Here is a 13,906-nt window from a genome sequence, read left to right on the forward strand (position 1 = left end):
TTGTCAATCGCCAGGGTCATGTCCGTATGCCTCATCATGATCCATGCTCTACCGCCCAGCCTTCCGGGATAACGACTCATGAAAGACCTGAACCTTTGCGCCGCCCAGTATTGTGCGGTGGCGGGCGACCTTGAGGGCAATATCGCCCGGCATGCAGCGCTCATGTCGGAGGCCGCCACGCATTGCGTCGATTTTCTCCTGTTCCCCGAGCTGTCGCTTACTGGGTATGAGCCCACGCTAGCCTCTGAATTGGCCCAGGCGCCGGATACCACCCTTTTGCAGCCACTGCGGGATCTGGCGAAGCACTCAGGCATGACCACGGTCGTCGGGCTGCCAGTACGTCAGGCTGACACCGGCGCGGTAATGATCGGTGCGTGGGTGCTGGGCGGCGATGGCACCCAAGCGCTCTATACGAAGCGACACCTTCATCCCGGCGAAGAGGCGGTGTTCAGCCCGGGCACTGGCGGGGCTTTGTTGGAAATCGCCAATGAGGCAGTGGCCTTGTCCGTGTGTGCCGAGTTTACTCATGCCAGCCATGCGCAAGCGGCCGCGCGTTCAGGGGCTCTGGTATATGCCGCCAGCGTCCTGATCAGCGATGACGGCTACGCCGTGGATAGTAAGCTGCTCCAGGGCTACGCCAGGGAGTATTCCATGGGTGTGCTGATGGCCAATCACGGGGGGCCATCCGGCGGGTGGGCATGCGCGGGGCGAAGTGCGTTCTGGGCCCCGGGTGGCGCTTTGATCAGCGGCGCCGCGGGTAAGGGAGACTGCCTGGTGATCGCTCAACGCCAGGCGGGTACATGGAAGGGGGCGGTCCATGAGCTTTCCTGGCTTGCTTGAGTCAGGGGGCCGATCGTTGCGCTGAAGCCGGGAACCGTGCCGGACGCCCCCCTGTTGCGTTGCAAATCGCGGTACATGGCCGGGGAAACGAGCGTCGGCGCCCGGCCTGGCCCCGGCGCGCCAGTCGCCGCCTTGCCTTTAGGCTTCGCTAGCCGCTGATCCGGCGGGCCTTCAAGTAGCCAACGCGGGGCTAGAATTCATTCACCTCAAGCTTGCGCGGGTACGCCGACATGACCACGGCCTTCAATGTTATGGACTACGGCGCCAAGGGCGATGGCGTTACCGATGATACCCGGGCCATTCAACTGGCCATCAATGCGGCGGCCAAGGCTGGCGGGGGCGAGGTACGGATTCCGCCTGGCACCTTTATCGTCAGCGGTCCGAACGCCGACGGCGCCTGCGTTACGCTAAAGAACAACGTGCACCTGGTCGGCTTCGGCCAGGCTGAAACCGTGCTCAAGCTGGCTGACGGCTCCAGCGCGAACATCGATGGCATCGTCCGCGCCTCGGCCCTGCATAACACCAGCAACGCCAGCGTCGAAAACCTCACCGTGGACGGCAATCAGGGCCATACCAGCGGAACCGTGCATGGCGTGGTCACCGGGTCGGCCACCGGCGCTCCGGCCCATGCCATCGATTTCGCAGTCAGCGCTGTCGCGATGGTCAATTGCAGTGGCAACGGGATGCTGGCCAATGCCCTGAGCGTACGCCTGAGCGTAAGCGACAGCTTGGCGGCCGACAACGGCGGCGACGGCTTCAGCACGCGCTTCGAGACCGAAAGCAACGGCATCAAGGGCGACCGTATAAAGTTCATGGACAACGAGGCCGCGCGCAACGGCGGCGACGGCGTAGATGTGCTGTATGGCAACTATTCGGAGTTTGCCAATGTCAGGTCCCACGACAACGGCGGCAATGGCATGGTGATGGAGAGCCTGGCCACCGATGTCGAGTTCAAGGGCGACGCTGTACTCAGCTATGCCGACCTCGCCAACAACGGCGGCGCTGGAGCAGTGGTTCGTGGCTTCACGCCCAATATGATGAGCGTATCGGCCCACGAAAACGATGGAGCCGGTTTCAGCTTTCAGGGCAATACCGACGCGGTCCTGACGCAAAGCGAAGCCAGGCACAACCAGTTAGGGGCGACATCGGGCACTCCCGCAGCCGAAATCGAGATAGGCAGTTATGTAGATCCCGACGGTCGTGTGCTCGAGGCGGTCGATCATCTGGACATTCGTAACAGCAGCATCATCAGTGGCGGTAAGTCGACTGTTGGCATTGCTCTCGAGCCTCATGACGGGCAACGCACTCATGTCTTCGCCGGCACCGTGTTCAGCGGTTTTGAAACGGCCGCCACCGGTCTTGGGCCTGCCTTGTTCAATATCGACAACATCAACCGCATCTATGGCTCGGCCAATGCCGACGTGCTGGACGCGCCCTTGGGCGCCATGGCGCTGTTCGGAGAAGGCGGCGACGACCGGCTCGTGGGTGGCCAGTACGCCGATCGCCTGCAAGGCGGTGCCGGCAGTGACCGCCTCGTTGGAGGCGCTGGCGCGGATGTGTTCGTGTTTACCCAGGCCAGCGATAGCCATCGGGGTTCAATCACGAGCTTTGATACGATCGATGATTTCCAAGCCGGCGAGGATAGCCTCGACCTGACCGCGCTCGGGCTTCAAGGCATGGGTAATGGTCTGAACGGCACCGTTGCGCTCAGCTACGACGCCGGCCAAGACCTGACCTTCCTGCGAAGCCTGGCCACCAGCGGTGCCAGCCAGGGGTTCGAACTGGCCCTGACCGGCGACCTGCGCGGGCAGCTGTCAAGCGGCGACTTCGTAACTCTGCGCCAGGGTACCGCGGGGGCAGAAGCCCTGGATGAAAGCGCTATGGGCGGCGCGACCGTGATTCGGGGTGCTGCTGGCGACGACACACTGATCGGCTCAGCCGAGCGCAATTACCTGGTCGGCGGCGCCGGGGCCGATACGCTGACCGGCGGCCTGGCGGCGGATGTGTTCGTGTATGAACGAATCACCGACAGTTTCGTGAATGACCGCACCGGGGTGTCCTCGGTAGACGTTATCCATGACTTCGCGCCCTATCCCTATGGCAGCCGCTCCGACGTCGATCGGATTGACCTGTCCGCCTTGGGCTTCAGCGGCCTGGGCGATGGCCATGACGGCACCCTGTTGGTCAGCGAACGCGCCGGAGGTGGCCTCGTGCTTGAATCCCTGGACGCCGATGCCGACGGCAACCGCTTCAGGTTGCTACTGGATAACCAGACGGATTTCGCCCGCTTCGGCAACAATATTACCGAAGGGCTGTTCTTTCGCCCGGGGCCGATTCTGCCCGTGCCCGCTTCCCCCGTTCATGGCGGGCAGGGGGATGACTGGCTGGCTGATTTCGACGCGCGGACAATTCTGACGGGAGAGGGAGGGGATGATTGGATCTATGCCGGAGGCGGCGATGACGTGCTCGACGGTGGCCTCGGCAAGGACGAGCTTACCGGCGGCACCGGCGTCGACAGCTTCAGGTTCAGCTCCACCGCCGACAGTATACGCGGGCAGAACGATGTGATCGTCGACTTCCTGGCTTCCAGGGACATTCTGGATCTTTCCGCCTTGGGATACACCGGGCTGGGTGACGGCTCCGACGGCACGGTCAAGGTGGTCTACAACAACGAGCTGGACCGGACCTACATCAAGAACTTCGATGCCAACGCAAGCGGCGAGCGATTCGAGATCACCCTGCTGGGGAATCTTCAGGGGCAATTGGGGGTGGACGACTTCATATTTGCCCAGGGCTGAAACCCTTGGGGCTGCGCGCCGCGCTCGGCAGCTTCGCTACCTCCCACAGCAAGGGGGCCAGCTTCTCGATCTGGCCAGGAAGATGACACAGCGCTCCTGTGGGACCCAGCGCCAGCTGGGGAAGAACTTGGCAACAGGGCCATTGGCAGCTTGCGATTTCCATAAGCCGCTGAATCCCATTGGTTTCACTCAGCGCTACCTTTGCCACGAGCCCGGCGGCATCGCTCCGAGCAATAGCGAACCTCTTCCCAGCAGCGCTCCCACTTCTTGCGCCAAGTAAACGGCCGTTGGCAAGTGACGCAGACTTTGGTGGGCAGGTCGCTTTTCTTCATACAAATCTCCAACAGGGTAGGCGACTTTCTCCGCTCGGTAATAAACCACGATCGGCGTTAAAAACGCGATGCTCGATAGCACGGCCTTCTCGACCTACCCATTTTTCGCACAGCCTCCAGGGTTCCGCTAACGCCGCAGACGCGCAGCCGCTGGCGCCGAGCCCCCGGACCACAGCCTTCACTTTCTGAACTAAAACTCATCTACCCGATATACGGCTTTGACACCCCGCGTCACGCTGCCTATACCCATGGCCACAACCTTTTCTACCTCGGGTGCCTTATGGACAACAGCAACCCAGGTCAGCATCGGCAGTCGGCCCGTTCGTTCGTTTCGTCTTCCTTCAATTCCATGGTTCAGATACCCATGCACCGGCGGCATCGGCTTGCCGTGGCGGTGGTGCTCGCCATGGGTGGGTCTTGGGCCGGCTCGGTGGCGGCGGACAGCTGCTCCGGTCGGCATACGGTAATCGGCACAACGGTGACCACGGCCTGCCGGCTGGATGACGGCGAGCGAGTGACCCTTACCACCGAAGGCAGCCTCAGCGTTGCCAGCGGGGCGGCCGTCGCTCAAGAAGGGGTAGTCAACCGTCAGGCCGGCTTCCTCAACGCCGGTAGCGTTCAAGGCGAACAGGGGATGGTGATCCGCGGCGGCGCTTTCGTGGGCAAATGGCTCAACGACCGCCAGGGCAGCATCATAGGCAGCGACGCGGCTTTGGTGATCGAACGCAGCGAAGTGTTGGGGCAGGTCCGCAACCTCGGCACCTTGGCGGCCACAGGTAGCGACAGCTACGCGGTGCGTACCGACGACGCCAACCTTGATGGTTTCAATAACAGCGGCACCATCGAGGCCAGGGATGGGGCGGAGGGCGCAGTGCTGATGCGCGATACGGTGATCATCGGCGACCTGCGCAACAGCGGCCTTGTCGGCGGCGATTCCGCCTCCGATGGCCTGATCTTGCGTGGCGGTCAGATACTCGGCTCATTCCTCAACAGTGGTCGGCTGGAAGGCGGCAGCACGCCCCTGGGAATCACTGACGTCTTGGTCTTAGGCGATGTGCGTAACAGTGGTGATATCACCAGCCATGACGGCGGTGCCTCCATCAGTAACAGCCATATCCTTGGTCGCTTCGTCAACAGTGGCTACATTGGCAGCAACATCACCGCGTTCTGGATAGGCAATACCATCATCGAGGGAGGCTTCGTGAACACCGGCGTGATCGACTCCGGGTCGAGCACCGGGATCACCAACAGCGTACTGGGCAGCTTCACCAACAATGGCATCCTGAAAGCAGGGTCGGGCGATACCAGCCTGAGCGACACCCTGATCAAGGGCGACTTCATCAATCGCGGCACCATCGCCACAGGCCGTACCGGCTTCAACGGCCTTACAGTCTATGGCGGTTCCATCGCCGGCAATCTGATCAACCGAGGCACCCTCGACGGTGGCCATTTCGCCTCCGGGTTGTCCCTGGACCGCGGCGCGGTGATCGTGGGCGACCTGCGCAACCAGGGCGTGGCCCAGGGCCGCACCGCCATCGAGCTCAACGGCGCTCATATCCTTGGTGATCTGGTGAACAGCGGTAGCCTGCTGGGCGCCATCGATCTCTATGAGGACAACGGTACGGGCCTGTTGGCCAACGGCGGTGACATCGGTGGCAGCCTCGTCAACAGCGGGCTGATCAAGGGCTTTGATGCCGGGGTGCGCCTGACCGGGGTGAAGGTGGCCGGGGACGTTCTCAACACCGGTACCTTGCTAGGGACCGACGGCGGCGGCTTGAGCCTGGAGAACACGCGCGTGCAGCGCGTGGAGAACCGCGGCCTGATACAGGGTGACTACACTGCCGTGTCCATCGGCAGCGGCAGCCAGGTCAGTGAACTGGCGGCCTATGGCACTCTCAGCGGCTTCGAATACGCGCTCTTCGTCGACGACGAGAGTACCCTGGGCACCTTGACCATCGGGGGCACCCAGGCGCGCTTCGAGGGGGAAGTCTATGCACCGCGGACCAAAGCCTACATCAACAGTAATGCGCGCTATCACATGGCAGGGGGCGACAGCTTCGTAGTGAAAAGCCTGTACAACCGCGGCACCCTGGTATTGGACGCACCCGAGGCAGGGCTGCAAGCGGCCCGGGTGGACGGCGACTACACCCAGGCCAGTGGCGCGCTCCTGCAAACCACGGTGGGCAGTACGCGGAACTATGGTCAATTGCTGGTGAGCGGTACCGCGACCCTGGCCAGCAACGCGCGCATCGACGTCAAACTGCTCAACACCGGCACGCCATTCAGTGTAAATAGCCTGGCTGATGTGCTCAGCGCCGGGAAGCTGGTATCGGACGGCACCTTCAAGGTCACCAGCAATTCCGCGCTGTTCGATTTCAGCGCGGTGAAGCATGGCAATACAGTGGACCTGGCCCTGGCCGCCAAGAGCGTCAACGGCGTGGCCAGCGCCGCCAGCTCAGCAGGCCTCAAGCAAGCGGCGGGCGCGGCGGCGGTGCTGGACCAGCAACTGGCGCTGGGCGCGGCCAGCGCCCTCACTCCCTATTTTGTCAGCGCCAGCAGTCAGGCCGAGGTGGCCGCCACCCTCGCGCAAAGCGTACCCATGGACAACGACGCACTGCGCACCAGCCAGGCCGCGCTCTCGGCTATCGGCCAGGCCGTGCAGGGGCGCATGAGCCTGGCCAGCCCCGGCACCGCCAGCGCCGGCCTGTGGCGCCAAGCCTTCAGCTACAGCGGCAGCGGCGCCAATGGCAGTGGTTCCACGGGCGGCAGCGTGATCGGCATGGATACCGCGTTGTCCTCGACCCATCGCCTGGGGGTAGCCTTCGCCTACGCTGACGGTAGCGCGGGCAGTCTGGCGGGCAGCCGGCAACGCGATCAGTTCGACCTCTGGCAGTTCCTTGGCTACAGCACTCACCGCCTCGATGCGAACACCGAATGGATGCTTTATGGCGGTGCCGGCAACAACCGCGTTGACGCCGAGCGCACCTTGAGCACTGGCGCCGCGAGCGGTACCGCCCACGCCCGCTATGACAGCCTGGTGACCACCGTGGGCAGCAGCCTGGCACAAACCTATCGCCTGGGAGACAGCACCACGCTCGCTCCCTCGCTAAGACTGGACTTCAACCATGTGCATGAAGGCAGCTACCGCGAGCGCGGCACGAGCAGCCTGCAGCCCTTGCTGCTGAAGGTTGCCGCGCGCGATACCGAGCAATTGATCGCTGGCTTCGACACGCGTCTGGAGCACCGGATCGCTCCCGGCGCCCACGTGCGGGCCAACCTGGGGATCGGCTACGACCTGATCAACGCCGACGGCAGCTTGCGCGCAGCCTTCGCTGGCGCCGCCGAGCAGACGTTCACCGTTACGCCCGAGCGTGCCAGCCCGTGGTTGATGCGCGCAGGAGTAGGGGTGGCCAGTACCTTAACGAATGGCAGCGAGTTATCGCTGAACTGGGACGCCCAGAGCCGCAGCGACTATACCGACCAGACCGCGACCCTCAGCATGAAAGTGCCGTTCTGATGCAGGCATTCGCTTTGCGCAGTTACATTGCCTGCACCGCTATGATTCCAAGCCGAGCTTGAAGGGACGCGGCCTAGGAGCCGCAACCCTTCCCCTTCTTAAGCCGCAAAGTCACTCTGATGAAGCTGGGTCACCCCTACCAGCTGGATCTCGAACTCGGCGCTGGCATCGGCGTTGACGCTGCCGTACAGGATGCCGTTTTCGAAGCGCAGCTGCCCGGCGGCGTTCTTGGCGTCGAAGGCCTGGCTGCCGATGAAGGTGAAGCTGTCCTTCGCGTCGGTGCCGATGTTGGCGTCCAGGGCGGTCAGGTCCAGTTTGTCCGCCTCGGTGGTCTTGAAGCCGTAGATCACATCCCGCAGGGCCCCCAAACCGAGATCGGTCAGCGCGGTGAACACATAGGTGTCGGCACCGGTGCCGCCGGTGAGCGAATCGTTGCCGGCGCCGCCGATCAGCGTATCGTCACCGCCGCCGCCCAACAGCTCGTCCTTGCCGGCTCCGCCGTCGAGCAGGTTGGCCGCGCTGCTGCCGGTGATCTTGTCGTCGTATGCGCTGCCGATGGCATTCTCGATGTACTTGAGCGTGTCCAGGCCCGAGCCGCCGGTGTTCTGCTGAACGGTGGTATTGAGCGCCAGCGTCACGCCGGCCTGGGCGAGGGCGTAGGACACGGTGTCGATGCCGTCGCGGCCGTCCAGCACATTGTTGCCGTTACCGGCGACCAGCCTGTTGTCCAGGGCGTTGCCGATGCCGTTGGCCGCGCCGTCGGTATTGATCACCAAGTTCTCGACATTGCTGGCCAGCGTCCAGGTGGCGAGGCTGGTGTACACCGTATCGATACCCCCCACCGTGCTGTCGCTGCTTTTCTCCACCGTGGTGTCGTCCACGTTGTCGACGTAGTAGGTGTCCGAGCCGTTGCCGCCGGTCATGCTGTCGGCGCCGCCCTGGCCATCCAGGACGTTGGCGGCGTCGTTGCCGGTGATGAAGTTGCGCAGCCCATTGCCGGTGCCATTGATGGCCGAATAGCCAGTGAGCACCAGGTATTCCACGTTATCGCCCAGTGTCCAGCTCACCGAGGCCTTGACGGTATCGATCTGGGTGGCGCTGGCGTTGGTTTCGGTAACGGTATCCAGGGCGTCGTCGACGATATAGACGTCCTTGCCGTCGCCGCCGCTCATGGTGTCGGCGCCGCGGTCACCATCGATGGTGTCGTTCCCGGCGCTGCCCACCAAGGTGTCGTCCTGATCCGTACCTTGGATGTAGCCACCTTGCTGGCCGTTGACCTCATCGTAGACGTCCTGGGCGCTGCGGTTGTCCAGGTAGTTCCCCAGGTACCCCAGGTTATTGGCAATGGCGTCGGCCAGGCGCTGGCCCACGATCTCGGCGGACTCTTCGTGCAGGTGCCAGACGTCATCGGGGTAGGTGACCGGGTCGGCCTCTTCGCGCAGCGGCAGGTCGGTGTAGTCCGCGCCCAGCACGACGTCCGCGCGTTCGAGAATGATCGCGTCCTGTGCCTGGCGTACGGCGATCAGGCCTTTCTGGATCGAGGCGATCTTGTCTTCGTCGTAGCCCCGCACCCGGGCCGCGTCGGCGTCATAGTCGCCGGTTTTCATCATGAACACCTTGAAGTCGCCGAGCTGCTGATGCAGGTAGTCGAATACCTTGAGTGTGTTGGCCTTATAGGCCGCGGCCGCGGCGGCAGGATCGCTGGCGCGACCGATTTCCTGCGCGGCTTCCTCGCCCTGGCCCCAGACAATGGCCATGGTGACCTTATCGATGGCCTTGAGGCTGGCCAGTTGATCCTGCAGCAGGCTGACCGCCCGCAGCAGGGCCGGCCCTGGCTGGTTGGTATCGGTCAGCCACCAGCTCAGGCGCAGCTCTTCCTCGGTGCCGGTGGACAAGCCACTGACCGTGCTGCCGCCGACCGCCACGTCGATACCATTGCCATCGGCATCGTTGAACTGGCTGCGTACGTCCAGGCCGGTGTATCGGGTCAGGTCATTGACCATCTCGGTGATCCCGGACTGGTCATCGTCCTCGGTCATGCGCAGCAAGCGAGCGTTGGACTGTCCCAGGGTGGGTACGAAGAGAATGTCCTGTTGGGCGCGTTCGGCGAATACGAAGTCGCTGGCGCTCAAGGTGCCAGACAGCTTGCCATCCAGGGTGATCTCGAAACGGTTGCCATCGGCGTCGGTCTGCGCGGACTTGACATAGGTCTTGCTGCCATCGGCGCTGGTGGTGATGTACAGCGTGTCATGGGTGCCATCGCCCAGGCCCACGATGCCCAGCGCCTTGACGTCGATCTTGTCGACGCCGACAGTGAAGTCTTTGAGGGTGTCGGCGGCGTTGACGCCACCGGCGTCGTAGTCCCGGTAGCTGTCCAGGCGGCTGGTGTAGCGGAAGCTGTCGGCTCCGGCGCCACCGCTTAGGGTGTCGCGCCCCGCGCCGCCGTCGATGATGTCGCTGCCGCCGTTGCCGTTGATGGTGTCGGCGCCACCCAGGCCCAGAATCAGGTCATCCTCGGCGGTGCCGGAAAGGCTGTCGCCAGCGGAGGTACCCACGATGGTGTGAGTTGGCGCGTCGGCGACAGTCAGCGCGAACACGTCGCTGGCGGAGGCGCCCAGGGCGTCGGTGGCGGTCACCAGCACGCTGTAGACCCCGGCGGCCGTGTCGCCAGGGGTGCCGCTGAAGGTCAGGGTCTTGGGGTCGAACGTCAGCCATGACGGCAGGGCCGTGCCGTCCTGAAGCGTGACGGTGTAGGTCAGGGTGTCGTTGTCGGCATCGGTGAAGGCGGTTGGGGAAAGGGTGTAGCTGAAGGCGCTCTTCTCTGTGGCGGTGACGTCTTGCAGCGAGTCGGTGACCACAGGTGCGTTGTTCAACGGCGGGGTGCCGGAAGAGAACACCAGGTTGGTCGCATTGAGGGTGGTCAGGTAGAAGCCCTGGAGTTTGAGCTCGAAGGCATTGCCATTGGCGTCGAAATCGAAGCTTGTCAGAGTAGTGGTACCCGACAGCATGTCGTACTGCGCCAGCAGGGTGCCGTTGAACCCTAGTCCCAGGCCCCGGAAGCCCAGGCCGGTGAGGTCGATGACGTCCTTGCCGGGATCGAAATCGGTGATGGTGTCGCTGTAGGCGCTGAACAGGGTGCGGTAACTGTCGCTCACGGCGTTGAAGCGGTATACGTCTGCACCCGCGCCGCCAGTCAGGCTGTCGGCGCCGGCGCCGCCCACCAGCAGGTCGTCGCCGTCAGCGCCATCGAGGATGTCCGCGCCACCCAGGCCGAACAGTTGCTCACTGGCGCTGGTACCGACCAGCCTATCCTGGCCCGCGGTACCGGTGAGCACATCGCCGTTGCTTGGCGGCACGTCCTTGACTTCAAGCGTGAAGGTATCGCTGGCCACGCCGTTCTTGCCATCATTGGCGGTCACGATAACGCTGAAGCTACCTGCGGCGCTGTTGTCCGGCGTTCCACTGAAGGTACGACTGGCGGCATCGAAGCTTAGCCAGGCGGGCAGGGCGCTGCCGTCGGCGAGCGTGGCGGTGAAGCTGAGGGTGTCATTGTCGGCGTCGCTGAAGGCATCGGCCGGGACCACATAAGTGAAAGCTTTGGCCTCGGTAGCGCTCTGGTCCGCCAGGGGCGCGGCCAGTACAGGCGCATGGTTGACCGCGGGCGTGCTGTTGAAGATGAAGTCCGTTGCCTTGAGGGTCTTGAGCAGGTTCCCGGTCAGCGCCAGCTCCAGGCGCTTGCCGCTGGCGTCGGCTTCATAGTTCTTGATGTAGGTAGTGTTGGAACTGGAGCTGTACTGCAGGTACAGGGTGCCGTTGTAGCCGTTGCCCAGCCCGGTATAGCCCAGGCCGGACAGGTCGATCTTGTCCACGCCCACGACGAAGTCGGTGATGGTATCGGCGTAGCTGGTGCTGGAGGTGCGATAGCTGTCGGTGCGGGCGGAGAGGCGGAAGATATCCGCCCCGGCGCCACCGGTGAGCTTGTCGGTACCGGCGCCGCCAATCAGGATGTCATCGCCACCGGCACCGTTGAGCACGTCGGCGCCGCCAAGGCCCACCAGTTGTTCGTTGGCGGTGGTGCCGGTGAGGGTGTCCTTGCCGGAGGTACCGGTAATGATCTTGATGCCGGTGTCCGGCGTGCCGGGCGTATCCTGCACGGCCAGGGTGAAGGTGTCGCTTACGGTACCGGTCTTGCCGTCATTGGCGGTGACCATGATGTTCAGGGCGCCGGCGGCATTCGAGTCAGGCGTGCCGCTGAAGGTACGGGTAGCGGCGTCGAACTTCAGCCAGGCGGGCAGGGCGCTGCCGTCGGCCAGGGTAGCGGTGAAGGCCAAGGCGTCGTTGTCGGCGTCGCTGAAGGCCGTGGCTGGAATCATGTAGCTGAAGGGGCTGGCTTCCTTGGCACTCTGGTCGACCAGGGGTGTGGCCAGTACCGGAGCATGGTTATCCGAAGGCGTGCTGTTAAAGATGAAGTCGCTCGCCTTGAGGGTCTTGAGCAGGTTCCCGGTCAGCGCCAGCTCCAGGCGCTTGCCGCTGGCGTCGGCTTCATAGTTCTTGATGTAGGTGGTGTTGGAACTGGAGCTGTACTGCAGGTACAGGGTGCCGTTGTAGCCGTTGCCCAGCCCGGTATAGCCCAGGCCGGACAAGTCGATCTTGTCCACGCCCACGACGAAGTCGGTGATGGTATCGGCGTAGCTGGTGCTGGAGGTGCGATAGCTGTCGGTGCGGGCGGAGAGGCGGAAGATATCCGCCCCGGCGCCACCGGTGAGCTTGTCGGCGCCGGCGCCGCCAACCAGAATGTCATCGCCGCCGGCGCCGTTGAGCACGTCGGCGCCGCCAAGGCCCACCAGTTGTTCGTTGGCGGTGGTGCCGGTGAGGGTGTCCTTGCCGGAGGTACCGGTAATGGTCTTGATGGGTGCCGCGACCGGAGTGTCCTGTACGGCCAGGGCGAAGATATCGCTCACACTGCCGGCTTTGCCGTCGTTGGCGGTGACCTTGACGTTGAAGGTCCCGGCGGCATTGGTGTCCGGAGTGCCGCTGAAGGTACGGGTTGCCGGGTCGAACTTCAGCCAGGCGGGCAGGGCGCTGCCGTCGGCCAGGGTAGCGGTGAAGGTCAGGGTATCGTTGTCCACGTCGGTGAAGGCTCCGGCCGGAATGGCATAGCTGAACGGGGTGGTTTCCTTGGCGCTCTGGTCAGCCAGCGGGGCGGCCACGGTAGGCGCATGGTTGACCGGGGTGTCCTGCACGGCCAGGGCGAAGATATCGCTCACACTGCCGGCCTTGCCGTCGTTGGCGGTGACCTTGACGTTGAAGGTGCCGGCGGCGTTGATGTCCGGAGTGCCGCTGAAGGTACGGGTAGCGGCATCGAACTTCAGCCAGGCGGGCAAGGCACTACCGTCGGCCAGGGTGGCGGTGAAGGTGAGGGTATCGTTGTCCACGTCAGCGAAGGCGCCGGCCGGAATGAGGTAGCTGAACGGGGTGCTCTCCTTGGCGCTCTGGTCAGCCAGCGCGATGGCCACGGTGGGCGCATGGTTGACCGGGGCCGTGCCGGCGAAGATGAAGTCGGTTGCCTTGAGCGTGTTGAGCAGGTTGCCGCTCAGGGCCAGCTCCAGGCGGTTGCCGTTGGCGTCCGCTTCAAGGGATTTGACATAGGTCTTGTCGCCGGCGGCGTTCAGGCTGATGTACACCGTGCCGTTGCGGCCATCGCCCAGCCCGGTAATGCCCAGCGCCGAAAGGTCGATGCGGTCCTGCCCGGCTTCGAAGTCGGTGATGGTATCGACCTTGGTGGCCGCCGCCGTGGTGTAGTTGCGGTAGCTGTCCAGGCGGCTGGCGATCACGAAGGTATCCGCGCCAGCGCCGCCGGTAAGGGTGTCCACGCCGGCGCCACCGTCTAGGATGTCGTTGCCGTTGCCTGCGTTGATCGTGTCGTTGCCCGCCAGCCCTTTCAGCAGGTCATTACCGACGGTGCCGGTCAGGGTGTCGTCCCCGGCCGTGCCGACCGGCGTGGTGGTCGGTGGCGTCTCGCCGACCGTGGTGCCATCGCCATAGGTGAGCGTGGCCCCCTTGGTCGTGTTGCTGATGGTGTTGTCCAGGATAGTGTTGCGGTCGGTACCGTCTTCGTTACGCTCGGCCACGCCATAGGTGGAGTTGGCGCCGCCGGTGATGGTGTTGTCGATGATCTGGTTGTCGCTGCCGGGGAAGAACTTGCCCGAAACACCGGTGGTGTCGTCGTAGCTCTGGATGACCACTTCCGGCACCGGAGCATTGAGCCCATTGTTCGTCAGGGTATTGCCGGTCACGGTCACGCCGGTGCTGCCGTAGATGCGTACACCTGAGCCGCCGTTGTCGTGAATGTCCACCCCGCTGACGCTGACTTCGCTGGAAAGCTTGACCAGCACGCCCTCGGCGCCGTTGCCGTAGAC

Annotated in this window: 5 protein-coding genes; 3 read left to right on the plus strand and 2 right to left on the minus strand. The window is 63.9% G+C overall.

Features of this window, described 5'->3' with window-relative positions; genetic code table 11:
* The first annotated feature begins 78 nt into the window (after positions 1 to 78).
* Positions 79 to 840, plus strand: a complete 762-nt coding sequence (locus ACP691_RS05730) for a carbon-nitrogen hydrolase family protein (RefSeq protein ID WP_426152994.1) — start codon at positions 79 to 81, stop codon at positions 838 to 840.
* Between the two features lie 230 nt (positions 841 to 1,070).
* Positions 1,071 to 3,638, plus strand: a complete 2,568-nt coding sequence (locus ACP691_RS05735; protein WP_426152996.1) for a M10 family metallopeptidase C-terminal domain-containing protein — start codon at positions 1,071 to 1,073, stop codon at positions 3,636 to 3,638.
* 185 nt (positions 3,639 to 3,823) lie between these two features.
* Here the strand turns inward: ACP691_RS05735 and ACP691_RS05740 are convergent, their stop codons facing one another.
* Positions 3,824 to 3,970, minus strand: coding sequence for a DUF2256 domain-containing protein (locus tag ACP691_RS05740; protein ID WP_426152998.1), 147 nt, complete (start codon positions 3,968 to 3,970; stop codon positions 3,824 to 3,826).
* Between the two features lie 280 nt (positions 3,971 to 4,250).
* Between ACP691_RS05740 and ACP691_RS05745 the strand changes: the two genes are divergently transcribed.
* Positions 4,251 to 7,487 (plus strand): autotransporter outer membrane beta-barrel domain-containing protein, encoded by a 3,237-nt coding sequence (locus ACP691_RS05745; RefSeq protein WP_426153000.1) that lies wholly within the window; start codon positions 4,251 to 4,253, stop codon positions 7,485 to 7,487.
* Positions 7,488 to 7,585: 98 nt separating this feature from the next.
* On the opposite strand, the gene ACP691_RS05750 is transcribed toward ACP691_RS05745, so the two are convergent.
* The coding region (locus tag ACP691_RS05750) for a putative Ig domain-containing protein (RefSeq protein ID WP_426198516.1) at positions 7,586 to 13,906 on the minus strand (6,321 nt) is incomplete at its 5' end.

It is taken from the genome of Pseudomonas sp. DC3200b2, assembly GCF_049895785.1.
GTDB lineage: Bacteria > Pseudomonadota > Gammaproteobacteria > Pseudomonadales > Pseudomonadaceae > Aquipseudomonas > Aquipseudomonas massiliensis.